Origin of the sequence: Mixta theicola (genome assembly GCF_002895925.1) — a bacterium.
Classification (GTDB): Bacteria; Pseudomonadota; Gammaproteobacteria; order Enterobacterales; family Enterobacteriaceae; genus Mixta; species Mixta theicola.
In genome coordinates this window covers 229,380-254,022 of sequence record NZ_NWUO01000002.1, presented here as the reverse complement: position 1 = coordinate 254,022, position 24,643 = coordinate 229,380, and the positions used below count along the sequence as shown (strand labels likewise).

At 55.3% G+C, this 24,643-nt stretch carries 21 protein-coding genes; 10 read left to right on the top strand and 11 right to left on the bottom strand.

Annotated features, from left to right (window positions below; all coding sequences use genetic code 11):
• Positions 1 to 8: 8 nt before the first annotated feature.
• The 4 genes from COO59_RS03750 to COO59_RS03735 form a co-directional block, all read right to left on the bottom strand.
• Entirely contained in the window at positions 9 to 1,337 is a 1,329-nt protein-coding gene (locus COO59_RS03750; RefSeq protein WP_103058506.1) for a PTS sugar transporter subunit IIC, read from the bottom strand.
• Positions 1,337 to 1,657, bottom strand: a complete 321-nt coding sequence (locus tag COO59_RS03745; RefSeq protein WP_103058505.1) for a PTS sugar transporter subunit IIB — start codon at positions 1,655 to 1,657, stop codon at positions 1,337 to 1,339. The genes COO59_RS03750 and COO59_RS03745 overlap by 1 nt, the downstream gene beginning before the upstream one ends.
• 261 nt (positions 1,658 to 1,918) lie before the next feature.
• A complete protein-coding gene (locus COO59_RS03740; RefSeq protein ID WP_103058504.1) occupies positions 1,919 to 2,701 on the bottom strand; it encodes a transporter substrate-binding domain-containing protein in 783 nt (260 codons plus the stop codon).
• 18 nt (positions 2,702 to 2,719) lie between these two features.
• Positions 2,720 to 3,889: a methionine aminotransferase gene (locus tag COO59_RS03735; RefSeq protein WP_103058702.1), complete on the bottom strand. Its 1,170-nt coding sequence runs from the start codon at positions 3,887 to 3,889 to the stop codon at positions 2,720 to 2,722.
• Positions 3,890 to 4,013: 124 nt separating this feature from the next.
• On the opposite strand from COO59_RS03735, the gene COO59_RS03730 reads away from it, so the two are divergent.
• A complete protein-coding gene (locus COO59_RS03730; RefSeq protein ID WP_103058503.1) occupies positions 4,014 to 4,865 on the top strand; it encodes a LysR substrate-binding domain-containing protein in 852 nt (283 codons plus the stop codon).
• Between the two features lie 15 nt (positions 4,866 to 4,880).
• On the opposite strand, the gene COO59_RS03725 is transcribed toward COO59_RS03730, so the two are convergent.
• The 3 genes from COO59_RS03725 to COO59_RS03715 all read right to left on the bottom strand — a co-directional run bounded on the left by COO59_RS03725 (position 4,881) and on the right by COO59_RS03715 (position 9,478).
• Positions 4,881 to 6,398, bottom strand: coding sequence for a carboxylesterase/lipase family protein (locus COO59_RS03725; RefSeq protein WP_103058502.1), 1,518 nt, complete (start codon positions 6,396 to 6,398; stop codon positions 4,881 to 4,883).
• 288 nt (positions 6,399 to 6,686) lie between these two features.
• On the bottom strand, positions 6,687 to 8,024 hold the full coding sequence (hglS, locus tag COO59_RS03720; RefSeq protein WP_103058501.1) for a 2-oxoadipate dioxygenase/decarboxylase HglS: 1,338 nt from the start codon (positions 8,022 to 8,024) through the stop codon (positions 6,687 to 6,689).
• A gap of 143 nt (positions 8,025 to 8,167) precedes the next feature.
• On the bottom strand, positions 8,168 to 9,478 hold the full coding sequence (locus COO59_RS03715) for an MFS transporter (RefSeq protein WP_103058500.1): 1,311 nt from the start codon (positions 9,476 to 9,478) through the stop codon (positions 8,168 to 8,170).
• Between the two features lie 322 nt (positions 9,479 to 9,800).
• On the opposite strand from COO59_RS03715, the gene COO59_RS03710 reads away from it, so the two are divergent.
• Positions 9,801 to 10,724 carry a LysR substrate-binding domain-containing protein gene (locus COO59_RS03710; protein ID WP_103058499.1) on the top strand — a complete coding sequence of 308 codons (924 nt, stop codon included), beginning with the start codon at positions 9,801 to 9,803 and terminating at the stop codon, positions 10,722 to 10,724.
• A 63-nt stretch (positions 10,725 to 10,787) separates the two neighbouring features.
• Here COO59_RS03710 and smrA read toward each other — a convergent pair whose 3' ends face one another.
• Positions 10,788 to 11,351 carry a DNA endonuclease SmrA gene (smrA, locus tag COO59_RS03705; protein WP_103058498.1) on the bottom strand — a complete coding sequence of 188 codons (564 nt, stop codon included), beginning with the start codon at positions 11,349 to 11,351 and terminating at the stop codon, positions 10,788 to 10,790.
• A 397-nt stretch (positions 11,352 to 11,748) separates the two neighbouring features.
• Between smrA and COO59_RS03700 the strand changes: the two genes are divergently transcribed.
• On the top strand, positions 11,749 to 12,501 hold the full coding sequence (locus COO59_RS03700) for an FNR family transcription factor (protein ID WP_038626046.1): 753 nt from the start codon (positions 11,749 to 11,751) through the stop codon (positions 12,499 to 12,501).
• A 118-nt stretch (positions 12,502 to 12,619) separates the two neighbouring features.
• On the top strand, positions 12,620 to 13,570 hold the full coding sequence (gene uspE / locus COO59_RS03695; protein ID WP_103058496.1) for a universal stress protein UspE: 951 nt from the start codon (positions 12,620 to 12,622) through the stop codon (positions 13,568 to 13,570).
• A gap of 68 nt (positions 13,571 to 13,638) precedes the next feature.
• On the opposite strand, the gene pntB is transcribed toward uspE, so the two are convergent.
• The gene (pntB, locus tag COO59_RS03690) at positions 13,639 to 15,030 is read right to left on the bottom strand and encodes a Re/Si-specific NAD(P)(+) transhydrogenase subunit beta (protein WP_103058495.1); all 1,392 of its coding nucleotides are present in this window, start codon (positions 15,028 to 15,030) and stop codon (positions 13,639 to 13,641) included.
• A gap of 11 nt (positions 15,031 to 15,041) precedes the next feature.
• A complete protein-coding gene (pntA, locus tag COO59_RS03685; RefSeq protein WP_103058494.1) occupies positions 15,042 to 16,571 on the bottom strand; it encodes a Re/Si-specific NAD(P)(+) transhydrogenase subunit alpha in 1,530 nt (509 codons plus the stop codon).
• A gap of 512 nt (positions 16,572 to 17,083) precedes the next feature.
• On the opposite strand from pntA, the gene ydgH reads away from it, so the two are divergent.
• Complete coding sequence (ydgH, locus tag COO59_RS03680; RefSeq protein WP_103058493.1) at positions 17,084 to 18,037, top strand: DUF1471 family protein YdgH; 954 nt, start codon at positions 17,084 to 17,086, stop codon at positions 18,035 to 18,037.
• A 211-nt stretch (positions 18,038 to 18,248) separates the two neighbouring features.
• Positions 18,249 to 19,640, top strand: a complete 1,392-nt coding sequence (locus tag COO59_RS03675; protein ID WP_103058492.1) for a basic amino acid/polyamine antiporter — start codon at positions 18,249 to 18,251, stop codon at positions 19,638 to 19,640.
• Here COO59_RS03675 and COO59_RS03670 read toward each other — a convergent pair whose 3' ends face one another.
• The gene (locus COO59_RS03670; RefSeq protein ID WP_103058491.1) at positions 19,641 to 20,054 is read right to left on the bottom strand and encodes a hypothetical protein; all 414 of its coding nucleotides are present in this window, start codon (positions 20,052 to 20,054) and stop codon (positions 19,641 to 19,643) included.
• Positions 20,055 to 20,232: 178 nt separating this feature from the next.
• Here COO59_RS03670 and rstA point away from each other — a divergent pair, with 178 nt between their 5' ends.
• The 4 genes from rstA (at position 20,233) to COO59_RS20875 (ending at position 24,320) form a co-directional block, all read left to right on the top strand.
• A complete protein-coding gene (rstA, locus tag COO59_RS03665; protein WP_103058490.1) occupies positions 20,233 to 20,955 on the top strand; it encodes a two-component system response regulator RstA in 723 nt (240 codons plus the stop codon).
• Complete coding sequence (rstB, locus tag COO59_RS03660; RefSeq protein WP_103058489.1) at positions 20,955 to 22,259, top strand: two-component system sensor histidine kinase RstB; 1,305 nt, start codon at positions 20,955 to 20,957, stop codon at positions 22,257 to 22,259. The genes rstA and rstB overlap by 1 nt, the downstream gene beginning before the upstream one ends.
• Positions 22,260 to 22,277: 18 nt before the next feature.
• Positions 22,278 to 23,768: a carboxypeptidase M32 gene (locus tag COO59_RS03655; RefSeq protein WP_103058488.1), complete on the top strand. Its 1,491-nt coding sequence runs from the start codon at positions 22,278 to 22,280 to the stop codon at positions 23,766 to 23,768.
• 387 nt (positions 23,769 to 24,155) lie between these two features.
• The gene (locus tag COO59_RS20875) at positions 24,156 to 24,320 is read left to right on the top strand and encodes a hypothetical protein (RefSeq protein WP_165786482.1); all 165 of its coding nucleotides are present in this window, start codon (positions 24,156 to 24,158) and stop codon (positions 24,318 to 24,320) included.
• Positions 24,321 to 24,643 lie beyond the last annotated feature (323 nt).

The following is a 24,643-nucleotide window of genomic DNA, read 5'->3' as shown; positions in this document are numbered from 1 at the left end:
GTTGCTCCTTAGGGGGTTTGCAATCCGGCGCCGGGCAGCGTTGAGCTTTGTTTCGCCTGCGCTTCCTGCTGTAACAGGCTGCGTTCCCACGCCTTGACGAACGGCAGGTACATCAGGGCGGAAAGCGCCATACAGAACAGACACATAATGACCGGACTAAACGCCCAGTTTGCCGCCCACGACGCGCCAATCGGCGCTGGCGTGGTCCAGGGTGCCATCGAGACCACCTGCGCGACCCAGCCCAGTTTGGTGGCGGTCCAGGCGAAAACGGCATTAATCATCGGCACCAGAATAAACGGCAGGAAAAACAGCGGGTTCATAATAATCGGCATGCCGAACAGAATCGGTTCGTTGATGTTAAAAAAGCTCGGCACGATGCCCATTTTGCCAATGGTGCGCAGGTGCGCCGCCCGGCTTCGCAGCAGCAGGAACGCCAGCGGCAGCGTGGAGCCGACGCCGCCAATCAATAAATAGAAATCCCAGAAGCCCATCAGATAGGTATGCGGCAGAACCTGCCCCGCCTCCAGCGCCGCCTGGTTGGCGGCCAGGTTGGTAAGCCAGAACGGGTTCATAATGCCGGTGACGATCAGCGCGCCGTGAATACCGGCAAACCACAGGATCTGACAAATCAGCACCGAAAGCAGCACCGCCGGCAGGGTATCCGAAGCGGAAACCAGCGGCTGCAGCAGATGCATAATCGCCTGCGGAATAATCATGCCGGTCCAGGAGGCGACCAGCAAATTAAGCGGATGCAGCGTGGCGACAATGACAATAACCGGGATTAAAATTTCAAACGAGCGCGCCACGCCGGTGGGCACCTCTTTCGGCAGGCGAATGGTGATATTTTTCCGCTTCAGCAGCGCATAAATTTCGCTGGTATAGATAGCGGTGAGGATGGCGGTAAAAATGCCCTGGCCGGAGAAATAATCGGTGGAAATTTTACCGTCCTGATAAGGCGCGGCCACCAATAAAAAACCCATAAAGGCCAGCAGACCGGTCATCACCGGATCGAGCTTATAGTGACGTCCCAGGCTGGCGCCGATGCCAACCGAGATAAAAAAGGTCATCACGCCCATGCTGAGATAGTACGGCAGCATCAGCTGGTCACGATGGCGCAGGGAGAAATCGAGCCAGCCGCGCGCCAGGCTCCACTGGCTGTCGGCGGCAAAGGGCGGAAAAATAAACACCAGCATAAACGAGCCGATAATCATAAACGGCAGCGCCGAGACAAAGCCGTCACGGATAGCGATAACATGGCGCTGCTGGCCTACGGCACCGGCCAGCGGCGTAATCTTACGCTCAATAATATTAATTAAGCTCTGGTAAAGTGACGCCATCATGCCACCCCTTTCTGCTCAATCAGCTGTAGCGCATAGTCCAGCACTTTATCGCCGCGCATGGTGCCGTAATCCATCATATTGATGGTGACAACCGGAATGCCCGCGCCGGCAGTTTTCGCCGCCAGGCTTTCCTGCATATATTTTACCTGCGGCCCCAGCAGCACCACGTCGTAATGGGCAAAGCGTTCATCAAACTCGGTGGCGCTGAAGGCGGCGATTTCCGCTTCCAGCCCGCGGCTCGCGGCTTCATCCTGCATTTTCTTCACCAGCATGCTGGTGGACATTCCGGCGGAACAGCAAAGCATAATTTTATACATGACCTTCACCTTCTCACGGTTTCGACCTGCCTATAGGAAACAAAATGGAAACCGGTTTCCATTGCGGGAATATTAATTTGCGAGCGAGTTCATGAATTGCGTCAGGAAAAAAGGCGGGCTGTGATTTTGTTCACGAATATTAATCAATAAGGCGGCCTGAGCCGCCCACGGATTACGGTTTGAAAGCGAGCGGGTAAAAGAGATGCCGGCACCCTTTGGCCGGGTTCGGACGATTGCCGCCTGCGGTTTTCAACCGGGCTGCTAAGGTTTGCTGACGCTAATGTCGATGCCAGGAAAATATTTCGCCGCCAGTTTTTGCAGCGTGCCGTCCTGCTGGACTTTGCCGATCGCCGCATCCAGCTCGCTTTTCAGCTGAGCATCATCCTTACGCAGACCAAAGCCGATGCCGGAGCCGAGGATTTTGTCATCCTCCACCGCCTTGCCGATAAAAGCGTAGCCCTTGCCCTGCGGCTTATTCAGGAAGCCAGACTGCCCGGCGGCCGACATCACCAGCGTACCGTCCAGGCGCCCGGCCAGCATATCGTTATAAACCTGATTTTGATCCTGATAGGAGGTCACGGTTACGCCGTTCGGCTCCCAGTGCCGCTTAGCGTAGGTTTCCTGAATCGAGCCCTGCAGCACGCCAATATTTTTGCCCTTCAGCCCGGCGGCGTCAGGCTGCAGCCCGGCATCCGCCTTGCCCACCAGCATGCTGGGAATACGGTATATCGGCTGGGTAAAGGCGATGCTTTTCATCCGCGCCTCGGTGATATTCATCGCCGAATTGATCGCGTCGAACTTTTTCGCTGTCAGCCCTGGGATCAGCGCATCGAAGCTGCTCTCCACCCAGCTGCAGGAAAAATGTCCCGCCTGGCAAATCGCCTTGCCCAGTTCAATATCGAAACCTTCCAACTCGCCCTGCGCGTTGCGGCTCTCGAACGGCGGATATTGGGATTCCACACCGTAGCGCAGCGAACCCTGCGCCGCTGCCTGCGTCGCCGTAAACAGGCCTAACGCCAGCCAAAGAATAGTCAGTTTTTTCATGGTTTTTCCTCGCAGTGATTAGCGCGCTTTTAACAGACACAGCGCCTGCGCGCCCGCCTGTAACGTCGCCTCGTCTTTGGCGAAAGAGAGCCGAATCAATCGGTTATCCGTTCCGTCGGTATAAAACGCAGACAGCGGAATGGTGGCGACGCCATGCTCGATAATCAGTCGTTTCACCATTTCGCTGTCGCTTTCGTCGCTGAAATGTCGATAGCTTGCCAGCATAAAAAATGAACCGGCGGTCGGCAGCAGCTCGAACGGCGACTCCTGCAGCAGTGACGCCAGCAGATCGCGCTTCTGCTGATAGAACCCCGCCAGCGAGCGATAGTGGGAAGGCTCGCGCAGCCAGTCGGCGAAAGCAACCTGCATTGGCGTGTCCGCGGCATACATCAAAAACTGATGGACCTTCACCACTTCATTCATCAACTCGGCGGGCGCCAGGCAATAGCCGACGCGCCAGCCGGTAACATGAAAGGTTTTGCCGAACGATGAGACGATAACGCTGCGCTGCGCCAGTTCAGGATGGGTGGCCATACTATGATGGCGGCGCCCGTCGAACAGAATATGCTCATATACCTCATCGGAGAGCACGATAATGTCGCTGTTTTGCGTCAGCGCAGCAAGCTGCGCCAGATCTTCGGCACTCAGCACCTGCCCTGACGGGTTATGCGGCGTGTTGATAATGATCATCCGGGTACGCGGAGTAATAGCCGCGCGCACCTCATCCCAGTCGATGACAAACTGCGGCACCTTCAGCTTTAACGCAATCGGCGTTGCGCCCTGCAAGCGGACTACCGGCGCATAGCTGTCAAAGGCCGGCTCGAAAAAGATCACCTCGTCGCCGGCATGAACCAGCCCGGAAATCGCCGCATACAGACCTTCGCTGGCGCTGGCGGTAATCAGAACCTCGCTGGCGACGTCATAGGCCTGGCCGTACAGCGTCCGAACTTTCTCCGCCAGCGCCTCTTTTAACGCGGGATGGCCGGTCATTGGCGCATATTGATTAAGATCTGCGCGCATCGCCTGATTGACGCTGGCGATCAGCGCCTCATCACAGGGGAAATTGGGTGCGCCCTGCGCCAGATTAATTGCGTCATGCTGCGCGGAAAGCTGTCCAATAACGCTAAAGATAGTGGTGCCGACGTCCGGTAGTTTTGAGCGATGCGTTACCGTTGAAGATAAAGTCATCTCATCCCCCAGTGAATAAATATACATAATAATTATATATCCATTCAAACCGAGTCATCTTTTGACGGCAAGCGAATTGTTGTCATAATAGCTATGCGTAAAATTCATAGCTCAGGATCATCCTATGGTTCATCAACCGCTGCCGCTGAACGCCGTTCATGCTTTTCTGGTTACCACGCGCCACCTTAATTTGACCCGCGCCGCCGATGAGCTCTGTCTGACGCAGGGTGCGGTAAGCCGTAAAATCGCCGCGCTGGAAAAATGGCTGGGCTTTACCCTGTTCGATCGTCACGCGCGCGGCCTGCATTTGACCACGCGCGGCGCGGCGATGCTGCCGCAGTTAAAACAGGGCTATGAGCTAATGCTGAGCGCGACCGAGCAGGCCCGGCAGCCCGATAATGCCCTGCGCCTGCGCGCGCCAAGCTGTGCAATGCGCTGGCTGCTGCCGAAGCTGGTACAGCTGGAACAGCAGCATCCCGGTCTGCACGTTAAGCTGACGACTACCCTGGCGCATAACTACCAGCTGGAAAATTTCGATGCGGCCATTGTGTACGGCATCGCGCCGGTGGGTAGCCATCTGCTATTTGAGGAACGGCTGACGCCGGTGATGGCCGAAAACCTGCTGGTCAACAGGCCGCTGGACGTAGCCAGTCTCGCCAGCTTTACCTTTTTGCATCCCACTAATGACGAGCGCGACTGGCAGCTATGGCTACAGGCGCAGGAGGTTGAGCTGCCAATGCGGCGTAATCAGCATTTCGCCACCATGGATTTGGCGATCGGCGCGGCGATTCAGGGATTTGGCGTTACCGTTGCGGATATTACGCTGGTGAAAAGCGATCTGGCGGCACAGCGGCTGATCGCCCCTTTTGCCTCTGCGGTTAAAACCGGCGCGGCCTACAGCTTAATCAGCCGGGAAGAAAAAGCCACGTCACCGCATCTTGCAACGCTGGTGGCGTGGCTTTGTCAGCCCGACTGACAGATAAGGCGCGCCCTACTGCAGTTTTACCATCGCACGCATCAGCAAACGCAACAGGCGCAGACGTACGCGCATAAAACGGTGCTGCAGAATAATGGCCGCTTCGCCTTTGACGCCAAAGCGCAGCGTGACATCTTCGCCAGGATGCCAGGCAGGCCAGGTGGTTTCTCCCGTCAGCTGATGCGAAAATTCCGTAGCGTCATGCGCAAAGCGCAGCCAGTATTCGCTGATTCGACGGGCAAACTGACGATCGCCCTCGGTAAAGGGGCGATCCGCCATTTGCGGATTTTCCGCATTCATCGTTTCCATTACGTAAGGGATTTCGTTGCCGTGCCAGCTGCCGTAGCGGCAGAGGTCGCGCGCGTTTTCCGAAACGTAATCAAAATAATAGCGCCAGCCCGGCACCCCGCGGCGGTGCTGCGCCTGCACCGCCAGCCAGGTAATGGTGCCAAAGGCCATATCACGCGCGACTTTGCGTCCCAGACGGCGATCGTCATGTTCGTCATAGAGCGATTTGATCAGCTTCAGCAACAGCGGACGACGCTGACGTAAACGGGTAATGGTGCTGGTCGAATCGATGCCAAAATATTCCAGCACGCTGGCTTCATCGCTGTTGTAACCGATCATCAGGGGATAACGGTGCTGGCGAGCGGCGGCAAATACTTCTACCACCGGTTTCGGCAGTACCCGGTCGCCAGCGATCGCTACCGGACCGTTGCCCAAATGCGGCGGCAGCGACCAAAAGCTATCGGCGGGCAACGCACGCAGATCTTCCGCGCTGGCGTTTTCCAGCCCCAGATGATGCGCCACCGCAACGCCGTTGGTCAGCGCCTCATCACGCTTTTTATCCGGCAAACTGTAAGCGCTCTGTACGATACCTTTATGAAACAGCCCTGCCGCCAGCGGCGAGGCAAACAGCGACAGTACGCTGCGCCCGCCGGATGATTCGCCAAAGATCGTCACGTTGCGTCGGTCGCCGCCAAACGCGGCGATATTGCGCTGCACCCACTGCAGCGCGGCGATCTGATCGAGCAGCGCGAAATTATTGACCGCTTCGCCGGGCGGAAATTCGGCGTCCAGCGCCGGATGGGCAAAAAATCCCAGATGGCCAAGGCGATAATTAAGCGTCACCACGACCACGCCGCGCGCCGCCAGCGGCTTACCGTTATAGGGCGCCAGGCTGCCAGCGCCGATAGTAAACCCGCCGCCGTGGATCCAGACCATCACCGGCAGCGGGCTCGACGGCTGGATTTCCGGCGACCAGACATTGAGATAAAGGCAATCTTCGCTAAGGTCGCCGGGATCGCCGCCGCCGGCCAGCACGCAATATGCCCGCTGCTGCCAGCTGGCGTTGCCCCATTGCGTGGCGTCACGCACCTCTTTCCACGGAGTGGCGGGTTTGGGCGCGCGCCAGCGCAGCGGACCTACCGGCGGAGCCGCATAAGGAATGCCTTTAAAAATAAAAATGCCTTCATCAATTGTGCCGCGTAATGCACCTTCTGCCGTGTGTATTCTTAAAGATTCATTCTTCATTATTTTTTCCAACGTGAAGCTCGGGCTTATTATTCGCAGACGCAGTTTTATTGTCTATGCTGACGGCGATTTTGCAGATTAAGCCGAGGCGATATCCGCCCAATGTATAGCATTTCGGATAAACAGAGGGTTTTAGCGGCGCGGATGAGCAGGCAGAAGAGATAAAAACAAGAGGTGCTGAAGGACGCATCCAGCCTCAAAGTCTGGCTGAAGGCGCAGAAATGTTAAGCAGCGTGACTTCTTTCGCGCTGGCCGTTAACGCTCCCGCCAGCGCGAAAGATTAAATATTTACGTCAATCCGCAGCGCTGCAGGCTTGCCGTCTGCCGCGCCGCATACAGCGTCATCTCATCGGTTACGGCGCTACCCAACGCCTCCTCGAAACTGGCCCGGCTGGCAGCCGCTGAGAAGGTCTCCTGCGCCTGCCCGCCAAGATTGGACTGGAAAATACCGGCGGCGCTGACGGGCAGGAAATCTTCGTAAACCTGCGGATCGGCTACCAGTAGTCCCTGGTCAATCAGCGCTTCTTTATCAGCATGGGGCGGGAAACCTTGCTGCCTGCCCTTTTCCGTTAGCCGATACTCAAACCAGGCGAGCTGCTGCTGGCGTAATTCCCGTTCGTTATCGGGGAAGTCGCGGAAAACGTCGGCCAGATGCTGCTGATGCTGCTGGTTGCTGGCGCCGCTGCCCGCCTGCGCCAGCAGGCTATCATAACGCTGACGCCCCGCTGGCGTGAGCGCAACGCCGCGCTGTTCGATTTCGCCAAAGCGCGCCGTGTGGCTGCCCTCGCCGCCATCACAAAAGATAACCGGCTCCTCCAGCGCTTTAAAACTGGTCTGGCGCAGTAAAATCGGCACCTGACGGCGCGGCGGCCCTTCAATTATCGCCTTCGGCACGATCCCACGCTCAGGCATCAATGCCTGAACCCGATCGATATCCAGCGTGCGCGGCGTAAGGTGATTGATATGACAGCCGGGAAAACAGACCACGTCGGCAATTAAGCGGTGCTGCTGATGCAGCGCGTGATACGTGGTGCGATCGACAGTGGTTTGTCGGTGCCAGCGAAAGGTTTCCAGCGCCTCGCGCACAAACTCAGCGGCGGTCTGCTCATCAAAACCACCCTGCTGTTGGTGCTGCTCGATTAGCGCCAGGCAGCGCGGCGTAAAAATCTGACGGGCTGCGAGTATCGACTGCGCCTTTTGCCGTAGCGCAGCATCTTCAATCAGCTCCAGCCGCAGCAAAGAGGTGAACAGCCGAAACGGATTGCGGCGCAGCGCGTCACCTTCCACCGGACGAAAGGCCGTTGAATGAACCGGCACGCCCGCCGGCGCAAGATCGTAATAGCCCACCGGATACATGCCCATAATGGCAAACAGCTGACGCAGCGTATTCAGCTCCTGCGCGCTGCCGACCCGAATGGCGCCGTGACGCTCCACGCTCAAACGCGACAGATCATCCGCCGCCGTAAGCCGCTCGGCTAAAGCCCTGTCCTGTGCCAGTATCTGCTGATTGACCTCCGCCACCAGCGTTAATAAAGTGCCGTACTGCGGCACCTCCTGCTGATACATGACGGACATCGCCTGAGAAAAACGTTCCCGCAGCGCATCCGCGCTAACAAACTTTTGCATAACTCCGCCTTTTTTTGCGTCTCTCTGCTGCCACTGTAGAGCAAGCAAAAAGCGGGCGGAAAAAAGGTGTTAAATTTGTGATCAAGTTAGTGAAAGCGGCGCGGCACTGGCTGTCACGCCGCCTTTACAAGCGCTAAGCCGCATTAGCCCCATCGCTGTTTTGCCAGTAGCATCAGCGTGGTAAGCACCGCAGGCAAAGCCAGCAACATAAATATCTGGCTAAACTGCCAGCCCAGCGCCAGCATTTCCGCTCCGGCGAAGGCGCTAAGAATGGCACCGATGCGGCCGATGCCGTGCATCCAGCTGGAGCCGGTGGCGCGTGCCGGGGTAGGATAGTAGCTGGCGGCCAGCGCATTCATCCCGGTATTGGCGCCGTTGAAACAGAAGCCGCAGCAGAAAGCGATAAGGGCCATCAGCAGCGGCTGGGCCGGTGCGCAGCCAAGCAAAATAGCCGCCAGCGCGCCGCCAAAATAGATGACCGCCAGCGCCAGGTTGGCATTAACCCGATCCATTAACCAGCCGGCGAACAGCGATCCCAGCGTGCCGCCCGCCTGATACATGGCGGTAATCAGCGCGGCGGCGGTCACGCTCAAACCCAAATCGCCAATTAGCGCGGGCATCCAGCTGCCAATCAGATAGACCAGAAACAGGCCCATAAAGTAGCCGCCCCACAGCATCAGGCTGCCGAAACGGTATTGACCGGAAAGCACGGTGCGGATACCGCCCACGCCCGGCACCAGAGCGGGATAAAGGAACGTGCTATATGGCGTGGTGCTGCCCGGCCACATCTTTTCCACAATAGCGCGGATACGCCAGTCCGGCGCCCGCTGCGCCAGCAGAAAGCGCACCGATTCGGGCAGGTAGCGCAGTAACAGCGGCAGCAGCAGCAACGGTAAAATGCCACCCAGCAGCAGCACCGCATGCCAGCCGAACGTCGGGATCAGCCAGGAAGCGGCGAAACCGCCGCTGGCAGCGCCGAAGGTGAAACCGCAGAACACCACGGTGATCAGGAATGCACGCTGTCGTTCAGGCGCATACTCAGATACCAGCGTTCCCACATTAGGCATCGCGGCACCCAGCCCCAGCCCGGTCAGCAGACGGAACAGCATCATCTGCTCAATGTTTTGCGCCATCGCCGTCGCCAGCGTCCAGAGACCAAAAAAGAACACGCTGCTGATAATGATCCAGCGCCGTCCGTAACGATCGGCCAGCGGACCGGCAAACATCGCACCCAGCGCCAGCCCAACCAATGCGGCACCGATCGCCATGCCAAGCTGGTGGCTGGATATTTGCCAGGCGCTGCGCAAGGCGGGCGCAATAAAACCCATTACCGCGATGTCCATACCATCCAGCGCCACGATAATAAAACCGAGGGCAATAATCCGTCGTTGAAATGCACTTAACCCGTGCTGATTAATACGCTGGCGAACGTCAATGGCCTTTATGCTGTCCAGAAGTTGACTCCCTGTGGCTTGTTAACGGTTAAAGCGCCCGGTGGAGATAAAAACGCCTTATCATAGCGAAACGCTATGCCCTGCCGCTATGACTTTACGGCTGCCTGAAAATTTATCAGCCCAGCGTTTTTTCTGACTGCCGCCGCTGCGGTTAACCATACGAAAAAATTATGGCGCGCAGGTAAAGGATTACCTTCGCCGCGGTGAATACCGGCTATTTCCTGGACAAAGCGCGATAATGTTAAATTTAATTTGCAATAAAGTTAACAAAATTACAGCCTGCTGCTTGCGTTAATTCTGTCAGCCTCTCTACTCTTTCTGCATGGACAAAAACTATCTTTTTAATCAGCGCATTCGTCTGCGTCATCTACATACGTTCGTCGCGGTCGCACAGCAAGGTACGCTGGGCCGCGCGGCGGAAACGCTCAGCCTGAGCCAACCCGCACTTTCTAAAACACTTAACGAACTGGAAGAGCTGACCGGCGTGCGCCTGTTTGAGCGCGGGCGGCTGGGAGCGCAGCTGACGACTATCGGCGAACAGTTTTTAACGCACGCCATCAAGGTGCTTGATGCGCTTAACCATGCCGGTCAGTCTTTTGCCAGTCCGGTTAGCGACAGGCCGGTGGTGATCCGGCTGGGCGCGCTTACGACGGCGGCGATGGGCATGCTGCCACAGATCCTCGATCGTTTTCATCAACAACAGCCGCAGGCAACGGTGCAGGTAGCCACGCTGCACAATAACGTACTGCTGGCCGGGCTGAAAGCCGGTGAGTTTGATATTGGCATTGGCCGCATGGCGGATGCCGGTATGATGGCCGGGCTGGCTTATGAACTGCTATTCCTGGAATCTTTACGGCTGGTGGTCAGGCCGGAACATCCGCTTTTAAGTGACAATGTCACGCTTTCCCGCGCGCTTCAGTGGCCAGTGGTGATTTCACCGGAAGGGACCGCGCCGCGCCGCATTGCCCAGGCAATGATGGATGAACAGGGTTGCAAACTGCCGGCCAGCTGCGTGGAAACCTCTTCCACCTCACTGGCGCGACAGCTTGCGCTGCGTTATGACTATGTCTGGTTTGTCCCGTCGGGGGCGGTAAAAGAAGATCTTTCACACAGTTCGCTGGCGGCGTTGCCCGTGGCTTCGCACGGGCCCGGTGAGCCGGTAGGCATTATTACCCGCTCCGGCAATCCGCTGTGCCTTAGCGCAGAGATCCTGCTGGCGACGATCCGTAAATGTCATTCTGGATAATAAATGCTGGATGGCTGAGGTCAGGGGCAGAAATCAACGGCTGGTCAAGGCCAGCCGCAGAGGTTAACGGCTGCGTTTTGCGTGCCGTTCACGGTTATCCAGCCGTGCCTGTTCCGTTTTACGCATGCCTACGTAAATAGCGCCGCTGCCGCCGTGCTGTGGCTGAGCGATACAGAACGCCTGCACATCGTCAAACTGCTGCAGCCAGCGTGCCAGATAGCTGCGCACGATATTGGCATGCGATTCATCTTCCCTGCCTTTCCCATGCACAATCAGCAGGTTGCGCAGATTATCCTTGCGCGCTTCCATCATAAAGGCAAATACCGCCTGACGGCATGCCTCCACTGGCTGACGCAGCAGGTTCAGGCTGGCATCCAGCTTATATTTTCCCAGACGCAGCTTATCAAGTACGCCCTGCTGAATGCCTTCGGCTTTATATTCCAGCGGCACGCTGAGCGGAACAATATCGAGGTAACCGCGGGTAAGGAAGTTCTCCATTTCCTCATTAACGGGCTGGCGCGGCGCTTTTGGCGTCGGCGCTTTTAGCCAGTGAATATTAGCGCAATCTTTCAGCGGAGCGACGCCTTCCATAGCGTCACGAAACAGATCTTTATCGTCAAGGTTCATGGGGCTTACCTCACGCCTGGTGTATCGTGGCAGTATACGAAGAAGAAGATGACCGTGCGTCCCGGCAAGTTTAACCGATTAGCGGGACGTTGCCAAAAGCCAATACTGCCGTTCAGCATGGCGGTTATTTTTGTTCATTTATTGAACGGCTGGCGGGCTATTTTTTGTCAGGTTAGTTAAGTGTTAAAAATAAGTTTCTGCGCGGCAACATTATAAAAAGTACTTTCCCGTCATCGGTTAACAAAAAGGCGTACAAATTTTACCCCGCCCGTTACATTGATGTTATTAATCGATAACAACCCTGATTTTTATGCGGTTAAAAGTGCGCTGATGCATTCCATTTCGCTTAAGAAGGATGTTAAAATTGACCTCAGTCAATTATTGTCGAGGATGTATGATGATCCCGGAAAAACGCAGCATTCGTCGCATCCAGTCTGGTGGATGCGCAATTCATTGCCAGGACTGCAGTATTAGTCAACTTTGTATTCCCTTCACCCTGAATGAGCACGAGCTGGACCAGCTGGACAATATTATCGAGCGTAAAAAGCCGATTCAGAAAGGTCAGGCGCTGTTTAAGGCCGGTGATGAACTGCGTTCGTTATATGCTATTCGTTCCGGAACCATCAAAAGCTATACCATTACCGAACAGGGCGATGAGCAAATCACCGGCTTTCATCTGGCGGGCGACCTGGTCGGCTTCGACGCTATCGGCTCCGGGCATCATCCCAGTTTTGCTCAGGCGCTGGAAACCTCAATGGTGTGTGAAATCCCGTTCGAAACGCTGGACGATCTTTCCGGCAAAATGCCCGCCCTGCGTCAGCAGATGATGCGTCTGATGAGCGGCGAGATCAAAGGCGACCAGGATATGATCCTGCTGCTGTCAAAGAAAAATGCCGAAGAGCGTCTGGCGGCCTTTATCTGGAATCTGGCGCGTCGTTTCGGCCAGCGCGGCTTCTCGCAGCGCGAGTTCCGCCTGACCATGACGCGTGGCGATATTGGTAACTATCTGGGCCTGACGGTGGAAACCATCAGCCGCCTGCTGGGACGTTTCCAGAAAAGCGGGATGCTGGCGGTGAAAGGCAAATATATTACTATCGAAAACCATCCCATGCTGGCCGAACTGGCCGGTCAAAGCCGCGGCGCTGCCTGATAAGTTTGCCGGATCACTAATTATTATTTTATTGATCCGGCCAGGGTTTTTCTTCTTTTTCCTGACCTGTTAATGGGCTATCTTTAGCTGACACGCTCTGGTGACTGGAGAAGCCATTATGGTTAAGTATCAAAATGTTCTGGTGGCGATAGATCCTGAACAGGACGATCAGCCTGCATTACGTCGGGCCGTCTATCTCAACCAGCGTATCGGCGGGAAAATTAAGGCATTTTTGCCCATTTATGATTTTTCCTACGAGATGACTACCCTTCTTTCACCCGATGAACGCACCACTATGCGCCAGGGGGTGATTAGCCAGCGAACGGAATGGATTCGCGAACAGGCGCATGCTTATCTGGAAGCGGGCGTGAATATCGAAATCAAAGTCGTGTGGCATAACCGTCCCTTTGAAGCGATTATTCAGGAAGTCCTCGCTGGTCAACATGATTTAGTTTTAAAAATGGCCCACCAGCACGATCGGCTGGAGTCGGTCATTTTTACCCCTACCGACTGGCATCTGTTACGTAAATGTCCCTGCCCGGTCTGGATGGTGAAAGATCAGCCCTGGCCGGAACAGGGTAAAGCGGTGGTGGCCGTTAACCTTGCCAGTGAAGAACCTCACCATGACGGCCTTAATCAAAAGCTGATCCGTGAAACGACCGAGCTGGCCGCAATGGTAAACCATACTGAGGTGCATCTGGTCGGCGCCTATCCGGTTACGCCGATTAATATCGCCATTGAGCTGCCCGATTTCGATCCCAGCATCTATAACGATGCTATCCGTGGTCAGCATCTGGTGGCGATGAAAGCGCTGCGGCAAAAATTCTCTATTGATGAAAAGTTCACCCACGTCGCTAAAGGTCTGCCGGAGGAAGTGATCCCGGACCTGGCGGATCACCTGAACGCGGGCGTAGTGGTTTTAGGCACTATCGGCCGTACCGGGCTGTCGGCCGCTTTCCTGGGCAATACCGCTGAACAGGTTATCGACCATTTACGTTGCGATCTGCTGGTGATTAAGCCGGACAACTTTACGTCGTCGATTGAGCTGGATGATGATGAGGACGATTAAAACGCGCGGTTAACTCCGCAATTGAAAGCCGCCGTTAGCGTTATGCCGACGGCGGCTTTTTTATGACCTTACAGCGCTTTAAGAATCGCCTCTACGCTGGCTTTGGCATCGCCAAACAGCATCTGCGTATTCTCTTTAAAGAACAGCGGATTTTGCACGCCCGCATAGCCGGTGTTCATCGAGCGTTTGAACACCACGACGTTTTGCGCTTTCCAGACTTCCAGTACCGGCATACCCGCAATCGGGCTGCGGGGATCTTCCTGCGCTGCGGGGTTAACGGTATCGTTCGCGCCGATAACCAACACCGTATCGGTATTAGCGAAGTCATCGTTAATTTCATCCATCTCCAGCACCACATCATACGGCACCTTTGCTTCAGCCAGCAGTACGTTCATATGACCCGGCAGACGGCCAGCCACAGGATGAATACCAAACCGCACGTTAATGCCGCGCGCGCGCAGTTTTTCCGTAATTTCCGCTACCGGATACTGCGCCTGCGCCACCGCCATGCCGTAGCCCGGCGTGATGATAACCGTTGAGGAGCTTTTCAACAGTTCAGCCGTATCCTGCGCGTTAATTTCACGATACTCGCCGCTTTCTTCGCCCTCACCTGACGCCGAACTGCTGTCCGTGCCGAAGCCGCCAGCAATCACGCTGATAAACGAACGGTTCATCGCCTTACACATAATGTAAGAGAGAATGGCCCCCGACGATCCCACCAGCGCGCCGGTGACGATCAGCAAATCGTTGCTCAGCATAAAGCCTGCCGCCGCTGCCGCCCAGCCGGAATAGGAGTTCAGCATCGAAACCACCACCGGCATATCCGCGCCGCCGATCGAGGCCACCAGATGCCAGCCAAAGGCCAGCGCAATCACCATCATGATTAACAGCGCACAAATTTGCAGCCCAACGCTGTCGGTGCGAACAAACGTCCATAGCAGAAGGAAGGAGACCACCAGCGCCAGCAGGTTAAGCTTATGGCGATGCGGCAGCATCAGCGGACGCGATGAGATTTTTCCCCGCAGCTTGCCGAACGCCACCAGTGAACCGGTAAAAGTGACCGCGCCGATAAAGATGCCGAGGAAAATTTCCGTCAGATGAATATTTTCCATTACCGGCTCAAGGCCGGGGCCGTGATCGATATAGCTGTTTAATCCCACCAGTACCGCCGCCAGGCCAACGAAGCTGTGCAGGATCGCCACCAGCTCCGGCATTTCGGTCATTTCGACTTTTTTCGCCAGATGAATACCGATTGCGCCGCCGATGACCATCGCCAGCAAAATCCAGGCGATATTGCCGGTATCCGGGCCGAAAACGGTGGCGAAGAGCGCGATGCCCATCCCGGCCATGCCAAAAATATTGCCCTGCTTCGAGGTTTCATGCTTTGAAAGCCCCGCCAGGCTACAGATAAAAAGGATTGCGGCAACAATATATGCTGCAGTAACTAATCCGCCAGACATGTTGTTACCCCTTAGTTCTTACGAAACATTTTCAGCATGCGCTGAGTTACGGTAAAACCGCCAAAGATATTAATGCTGGCAATCAACACGGCAATAAAGGCCAGGAAGGTTACCCAGCCGCCATGTCCAATCTGCAACAGCGCGCCCACCACGATGATCCCGGAAATGGCGTTGGTCACCGACATCAGCGGCGTGTGCAGCGAATGGCTGACATTCCACACGACGTAGTAACCCACCACGCAGGAGAGCGCAAAAACGGTAAAGTGAGAAAGGAAGGCCGCCGGGGCCACGTTAGCGAGGCAGGCGAACAGCACAATCGCCAGCGCCAGCAGCAGATACTTACGCCACGGCGAGGCGGAGGATGTCGGCGCCGCCTGCGGCGCGGCGGCGGGCTGCGCGGCTTTGGGCGCGGCCGAAACCTGAATCGGCGGCGCAGGCCAGGTCACCTCGCCGGCGCGAACCGTCGTCACGCCACGGATCACCACATCGTCAAAGTTAATGTCGATTTCGCCATTTTTCTCTTTGCACAACAGCTTTAACAGATTGACCAGGTTAGTACTGTAGAGCTGAGAAGATTGGGTGGGCAAACGGCTGGGCAAATCGGTATAGCCAATGATTTTTACGCCGTTCCCGGTGGTGGTTACCGTATCCGCGACGGTGAGTTCACAGTTGCCGCCGGTTTGCGCCGCCAGATCCACCACGACGCTGCCGGGCTTCATGGCGGCAACCATATCGCGGGTAATCAGGCGCGGTGCGGGTTTGCCGGGAATAAGCGCCGTGGTGATAATAATATCCACCTCTTTAGCCTGGGCGGCGAAAAGCGCCATTTCAGCCTCAATAAAGGCCTCCGACATCACTTTGGCATAGCCGTCGCCGCTGCCCGCCTCCTCTTTAAAATCAAGCTCAAGGAACTCGGCGCCCATGCTTTTGACCTGCTCTTTGACCTCAGGACGGGTATCAAAAGCACGCACAATAGCGCCCAGGCTACGGGCAGCGCCGATTGCGGCCAGCCCCGCTACGCCAGCGCCGATGACCATAACTTTGGCCGGAGGAACCTTACCTGCGGCGGTGATCTGGCCGGTAAAAAAGCGCCCAAACTCATGCGCCGCTTCCACCACTGCGCGGTAACCGGCGATATTGGCCATCGAGCTCAGCGCATCCAGCGACTGCGCACGGGAAATTCGCGGCACCGCATCCATCGCCATCACGTTAATATTGCGCGCGGCCAGCTTTTCCATCAGCTGCGGATTCTGTGCGGGCCAGATAAAGCTTATCAGCGTGCTGCCTTCGCGCAGCAGCGCGATCTCTTCTTCATCAGGCGCGTTAACTTTCAGCACAATATCGGCCTGCAAAGCCTGCTGGCGATCGACCAGCGTCGCACCTGCCTGCTGATAAGCGCTATCTGCAAAGCTGGCCGCGATGCCCGCCTGCTGTTCAATTGCCACGCTAAAACCCAGCTTCAGCAACTGCTCCACCGTTTTCGGCGTTGCAGCCACACGGGCTTCATTCGGCAACCGTTCTTTGGGTACTCCAATTAACATAGTTTTCCCTTTCATCGGTTAGTGAAGATGTTGAAACGCAACGGCAGCGCCGTTGTGCGTCCCAGACTTGTATCAAAGTGTTTATAACCTACTGAATATATGTCGCGTAATCTACCCGCTACAGACTGCGCTGAAAGTTTTTACGCAAAAATCCCTTTTCGATTCGCTCAGACAATATTTTTCCCGTATTAATAGCGCTTAGCCAGCCATATTCTGCTGAAAGAAAGGCAATAAAAAAGCAGATAAACCGCCACATTATTCTTATTTAACAAGTAATTAACTAAAACAGTTGTATCATTAACCGCTTAAAACGATAACTGCGAATTAAACTCGTCCAAATACCGCTCATTCCTGGGGCACTTTTTTATGATTAAACCTGTACGCCTGAATGGCATAAATTGACTGAGACAGCGGCCATTATTACATGCAATAATCCACAGCTAATCTGTTACACATCAAGAGTCCAGCACGTTTTCGTACTCAATTTTTGCGTAAGGCGAAGGATTATTTTTATGAAGCTGAAGAACACCCTTCTGTTGACTGCTCTGCTGTCATCAATGACGCTGGCCGCCCAGGCGGCGCAGGAGCTGTCACCGGAAAAAGCGGCCGCGTTAAAACCATTCGAACGTATTAATATTAGCGGTCGTTTTAATTCTATTGGTGAGGCCAGCGATGCGGTCTCCAGACGTGCAGATAGCATGGGCGCATCAGCTTTTTATATTCAGGGGATTAACGACGCGACCGGCAACAGCGGCAACTGGCGCGTTACCGCCGATCTTTATCACGCCGATGCGCCTGCTGCGGAAAAAAAATCAGGCTATCGCTATTTTAACGGCGTAAAAGAGCTGCCCAAGGCGGAAGCTTACACGCTGGAACCTTTTGATACCGTCTCCGTTAGCGGCTTTTATCGTAGCCAGCCTGAGGTAAATGAAGCGATTGCTAAAGCGGCCAAAGAAAAAGGCGCGGCCTCTTTCTTTATTGTGCGTCAGATTGACGCCAACAGCGGCGGCAACCAGTACATTACCGCTTATGTCTATAAAGCCGATGCGCCAAAACGCCAGGTGCAGAGCCCCAATGCCATTCCACGTAACTCTGAAGCCGGTAAAGCCGCGCTGGCCGCTGGCGGCGCCGCCGCGAAACAGGTAGAGCTGCCAGGCGTCGCCTCTTCAGAAACGCCAAGCAGTAAAGTAGGCCGTTTCTTCGAAACCCAGAGTTCCTCCGGCGAGCGTTACACCGTGCGTCTGCCGGATGGCAAACAGATTCAGGAAGTGAACGCGATTACCGCGGCGCAGATGCAGCCGTTTGATACCGTCACCTTTACCGGCCACTTTGGTACGCCAACGGAGATCTCCGAGGCTGTCGCCAAGCGCGCCGCGGATAAAGGCGCGAAGTTCTATCACGTGACGCGTCAGTGGCAAAATCAGAGCGGCGGCAACCTGACCGTCACCGCCGATCTGTTTAAATAATTCCCTTCCCGGAGCGGCATCTCTGCCGCTCCGTCATATTCTGAATAATCTGTAGCGCTTTTTGCATAGACACGCATTGCACGTCGCCTCCGCTCTCCGTAAAATCCCTGCCTTATTTCAGCGGAAAAGAGGGATTCCATCTCTTTCTGCCTGATTAATAGTCAACCGCTACGCGGTTCCCTGGTTATTTATTCTGTTTCAGGACGGTTTTTTGGACAAAAAATTAGGCCTTAGCGCGCTGACCGCGCTGGTACTCAGCTCTATGCTGGGCGCAGGGGTTTTTAGCCTGCCGCAAAATATGGCGGCCGTGGCCAGCCCCGCCGCGCTTCTTATCGGTTGGGCTATTACCGGCGCGGGTATTCTGTTTCTTTCGCTGGCGCTGCTGCTGCTGACGCGCCTCAGACCGGAGCTGGACGGAGGTATCTTTACCTATGCCCGTGACGGATTCGGCGAGCTGGTTGGCTTCAGCTCCGCCTGGGGTTACTGGCTGTGCGCCGTTATCGCCAACGTTTCCTACCTGGTTATCGTTTTCTCTGCGCTGAGCTTTTTTACCGATTCCCCAGGACAGGTGATTTTTGGCGACGGTAACACCTGGCAGGCGATGCTCGGCGCGTCGCTGCTGCTGTGGCTGGTTCACTGGCTGGTTTTACGCGGCGTACAGACGGCCGCCAGCATTAATATGATCGCCACGCTGGGCAAGCTGGTGCCGCTCGGTCTGTTCGTGGTGCTGGCGATAGCGGCCTTTAATTATGATCGTTTCCACTTCGATTTTACCGGCGTTGAGCTGGGGCAGCCGGTATGGGGACAGGTGAAGCAAACCATGCTGATTACGCTGTGGGTGTTTATCGGCGTGGAAGGCGCGGTGGTAGTTTCAGCGCGCGCGCGCAATAAGCGCGACGTCGGCAAAGCGACGCTGCTGGCGGTGCTGGCGGCCCTTACCGTTTATCTGCTGGTTACCCTGCTTTCGCTGGGCATTGTGCCGCGCGCCGAGCTGGCGGAGATGCGTAATCCGTCCATGGCCGGGTTGATGACCAAACTGATTGGCTCATGGGGCAATGCGGTTATCGCGCTGGGGCTGGTGGTATCAGTATGCGGCGCCTATTTGAGCTGGACGATTATGGCGGCCGAAGTGCCCTTTATCGCTGCGCAACAGGGCGCGTTCCCGCGCAGCCTGAGCAGGCAAAATCGCCATAATGCGCCTTCCGCCTCGCTGTGGCTGACCAACGGCAGCGTGCAGGTTTGCCTGATTTTGATCTGGTTAACCAATTCGGATTACAACACGCTGCTGACGATCGCTTCGGAAATGGTGCTGGTGCCCTATTTCCTGGTCGGCGCTTATTTGCTGAAGCTGGTATGGAATAAAGGTGAAGCCTGGATGACGGCGGTGGCGCTGGGCGCCTGCATCTACGGCCTGTGGCTGCTTTACGCGTCCGGCCCGCTGCATCTGCTGCTGTCGGTAATACTCTATGCGCCGGGAATGCTGCTGTTTCTGTTTGCCCGCCGTGGCGGTCGGGCATTCAATGCGCTGAGCGTTGTCGAACGTGTCGCCATCGCTCTGCTGGTCATTGGCGCCTTTCCGGCAACCTGGATGCTGATAAGGTGATTAATATGGGGCGGCTGGAAACTGAACAGTCAGCCGCTCCTCCTGCTGCGACAGCGACAATGGCTTGCGATATTCGTGATGAATAGCCTCAAGCTGATCGCTGGAGAGCGGGTAAGGCAATAAAATATCAAACTGCACGATATGCTGCTGTTCGGCTAATGTGATCAGCCGGGCGATATTAATTTCATCGCTTACCTGGGTCGAAATGATTTGCAGGGCTAATTCTTTCAGCCGCTCTGAAGGCGGCCGCTGCGAATCCGCTGGATTGCGCGTCACCATACCAAAGATCGGCATTACGCCATAAATCGCATCGACAAAGCTCCAGCGCTTTTTACAGGATGCAGCAAGAAAATCGGTATAATTGAAGCAGATGCGGTCACTCATGCCCGCAGACGCCAGCTGTTTATCTGACACCCTCACTCTCCCCCTGGCCAGAAAAAAAGGGTTACAACCTACCTTAACAACCCTGCGGATATAATGGCATAGTTTATCCAGCTTGTAATATACATCTTGCGTCATTTAACTGACGTTGATGGTTGTTATTAATTGAAAAGGTTATGCTGTTTAAATCTGCAGCCTGAATTTCCGCATCATGAATAAAATAGTTTTCGTTGAAGACGATCCAGAGGTCGGTGAACTGATCGCAGCCTGGCTGAGCCGCCACGGCCTGGAAGTGATTGTTGAAAGCCGTGGCGATCGCGCTGAAGAGATTATCGCCCGCGAACAGCCCGACCTGGTGATGCTGGATATTATGCTGCCCGGCAAAGACGGCATGACATTGTGCCGCGACCTGCGTGCCAGCTGGCCCGGCCCGATTGTCCTGCTAACCTCGCTGGACAGCGATATGAATCATATTCTGTCGCTGGAAATGGGCGCGAATGATTATATCCTGAAAACCACGCCGCCGGCGGTGCTGCTGGCGCGCCTGCGCCTGCATTTACGCCAGGCGAGCGTGGCGCAGCATGATGAGATAGCCCCGGTGGTTAACGGCCAAAAAGCGCTGCGCTTCGGCTCGTTAACGATTGATCCCCTTAATCGCCAGGTCACGCTGGGCGATGAGATTATCGCCCTTTCCACCGCCGATTACGATCTGCTCTGGGAGCTGGCCATCCACGCCGGACAAATTCTTAACCGTGACGCATTGCTGAAAACCCTGCGCGGCGTTAGCTATGACGGTATGGATCGCAGTATCGACGTGGCAATTTCGCGCCTGCGTAAAAAGCTGCACGACAGCGCAACCGAACCTTATCGCATCAAAACCATCCGCAACAAAGGGTATCTGTTTGCGCCGCACGCCTGGGATACGCACGCGTAATGAGAAAACTTTTTATCCAGTTTTACCTACTGCTGTTTGTCTGCTTTCTGGTGATGACCATGCTGGTGGGGCTGGTCTACAAGTTTACCGCCGAACGCGCCGGACGGCAGTCGATGGACGACTTAATGAAAAGTTCGCTCTATCTGATGCGTAGCGAACTACGGGAAATTCCGCCGCGCGACTGGAATAAAACCATCAATAATCTCGACCTTAACCTCTCCTTTAAGCTGCATATCGAGCCGATAAATAAATATCAGCTTGATGCCGGCAGTATGCGTCGCCTGCGCGCCGGAGAAATTGTCGCGCTGGACGATGAATATACTTTTTTACAGCATATTCCCCGCAGCCATTATGTGCTGGCGGTTGGGCCGATTCCCTATCTGTTTTTCCTGCATGAGATGCGGCTGCTGGATATTGCGCTGCTGGCCTTTATCGGCATGTCGCTGGCGCTGCCGGTGTTTATCTGGATGCGTCCCTACTGGAAAGATATGCTGAAGCTGGAGTCGGCGGCTCAGCGCTTCGGTCAGGGGCACCTGGATGAACGTATTCATTTTGATAACGCCTCCAGCCTAGTGCGCCTGGGCGTGGCCTTTAATCAGATGGCGGACAATATCAATACGCTGGTCGCCAGCAAAAAGCAGCTGATTGATAACATTGCGCACGAGCTGCGAACGCCGCTGGTCCGGCTGCGCTACCGGCTGGAGATGAGCGATAACCTCAGCGCCGCAGAATCCGCCGCGCTGAACCGCGACATCGAACAGCTGGAATCATTGATCGAGGAGTTATTAACCTACGCGCGTCTCGATCGTCCGCAGGTGGAGCTTTTTCTGCAGCCGGTCGATCTCGCCAACTGGCTCGGCGAGCGTATTGCTGATATTCGTTCGGTTCATCCTGAATATGACATCGCGCTGGATCTGCCGCAGCGCGAAAACTTTGGCGTTTCCGATACGCGGCTGATGGAGCGCGTGCTGGATAACCTGGTAAATAACGCGCTGCGCTATGCCCGACAGCGGCTGCGGGTTGGCCTGTGGTTCGACGGCAGCCAGGCCTGTTTGCAGGTGGAAGATGATGGTCCGGGTATTCCAGCGGAGGAGCGTCAGCGTGTTCTTGAGCCTTTTGTCCGGCTCGATCCCAGCCGCGATCGCGCAACCGGCGGCTGCGGCCTTGGTTTGGCGATTGTCCAGTCCGTGGCGCTGGCGCTCGGCGGACATGTGACGATCGACAGCAGCCCTTTGGGCGGCGCCAGCGTTCGCTTTTGCTGGCCGGTTGATTTACCCTTGCGAGGTACGGCGAACCGTTCTTAACTGAGCAAGGAGATCTACGTGACATCCGCTTATCAACAGCTGACCCAAACCTTTCAGCGCCTGGCGCGCTTTGGTCATCTTTCCGCCATCGCCGGCTGGGATATGCAAACCATGATGCCGCCCGCCGGTAGTCAGGCGCGCGGTGAAGCGCTGGCTGAGCTGAGCGTTTTACAGCATCAGCTGCTAACCGATAGCCGGGTTAAAACGTGGCTGGAGGCGGCGCAACAGGAATCGCTGAATGATGTGGAGCAGGCCAATCTGCTGGAGATGCAACGCGCCTGGCAACAGGCGGCGCTACTGCCCGCTTCGCTGGTGGAGGCGAAATCGCTCGCGGGATCGCGCTGCGAGCATGCCTGGCGACAACAGCGTCCGGCTAATGACTGGCAGGGTTTCGCCGCCAACCTGAAACAGGTGGTAAGCCTCAGCCGCGAGGAGGCGGAAATCCGCGCTCAGGCGGCAGGCTGTTCGCGCTATGACGCCCTGCTCGATCTTTATGAGCCAGGGATGACCAGCGCCCAGCTCGACGCGACATTTGGCGATCTCATTCAGTGGCTGCCGGACCTGCTCGATCGCGTAGTGGAAAAACAGGCCGCCGAACCGGTTGATACGCCCGTGGGCCCTTTTCTGGTCGAGGCGCAGCGTCAGCTGGGTTTACAACTGATGACGCTGCTCGGTTTCGATTTTAACGCCGGTCGCCTGGACGTCAGCGCGCATCCCTTCTGCGGGGGCGTGCCGGATGATGTGCGCATTACCACGCGCTACAACGAAAATGAGTTTGTCAGCGCCATGATGGGCGTGATCCACGAAACCGGACACGCCCGCTACGAGCAAAATCTGCCGAAAACCTGGCGTAATCAGCCGGTTGCGCTGGCGCGATCCACCGCAGTTCATGAGTCGCAAAGCCTGCTCTTCGAAATGCAGCTGGCGCGCAGCGCGCCGTTCCTGCAGCATATTCTGCCGCAGGTTATCGCGCAGATGGGCGATCAGCCCGCCTTAACGCCCGCTAATTTTGTCCGGCTCAACCAGCGCGTAAAGCGCGGCTTTATTCGCGTAGACGCCGATGAGGTCAGCTATCCGCTGCACGTGATCCTGCGCTATGAAATCGAACGCGCCCTGATTGCCGGTGATATTGAGGTGGACGATATTCCGGCGCTGTGGGATGAAAAAATGCAGCGCTATCTTGGCCTGGATACAAAAGGCAACTACCGTGATGGCTGCATGCAGGATATTCACTGGACCGACGGCGCCTTCGGCTATTTCCCCACCTATACGCTGGGCGCTATGTATGCGGCACAGCTTTTCCAGGCGCTGAGACTCGCCCTGCCGCAGCTGGAGTCGCAGATCGCGACCGGCGAGCTGCAGCCGATTTTTAACTGGCTTTTCCAGAATATCTGGCAGCACGGCAGCCGTTTCCCTACCGCCCAGCTGATGACTCAGGCCAGCGGTGAAGATCTCAATCCGCTGCATTTCCGTCGTCATCTGGAACAGCGCTACCTCGCTTCTGAATAATTTAATGATTAGCTGGCCTGCTTCCCGGCAGGCCAGCTCTCTTCATTGCCCATTTGATGACACGCCTGAGCGTGGCGATGTTGCCATCCATCGCGCTGGCAATTGACGGTCACGTCATTATCGACAGCGATAGTTTGGACTATGTCAGCGTTAGCTTTTGCCGGTCGGCGACGAGATTAATTCCGTTTTAAATCGTCGGAGGTTATTAACCTTCATCAATCGCCGCTAATAACGGCTTAAATATTCTTTATTTAAGCAACTGCATTAATAATTATTCATAATGACATAACTTTTCAATATTTATAACAAACCTTAACTTATATAGCTTATAAATGGTTCGCCACCTAATGAGAAAACACGAAAATCATTTAATTAAGGATATTTATTATGACTAAAACATTAAAAATCGCGTTAAGCTCTTTGCTGCTTTCCGGCGGGCTATTATCAGCTTCTGCCTCAGCCTTTGAAACGAATGCTACCAAAGGCTGCGCTATCATTTGTAATGACAATGGCGTCTGCATTAATGTATGTGACCCCGGCGTACATCCATAATAGCCTGTTGTCAATTAACCTAAAAAATCACTTCTTCTTTTGAATGTTTTAGAAAGTTAATTAAAGAAGCCCCACCAACAATCGGTTATTTTTTCATTGTCCGAACAATAAAAAAATACAACCTAAAACAAAAAGCAGGCGTATTGTAATTAACGCCTGCTTTTTCTCTTATTACAGTAAACCCGGTTTATTTTTTATTAACATTTTCATCAAAAACGCTACACGCTTCTGGTTTATATCTACCACTGCTCTCCGAGAAATTCACTTTTCATCCGGTGTCAAACTCATATGTCGTTATGCGTCAATACCCTGTTTTATTTTTC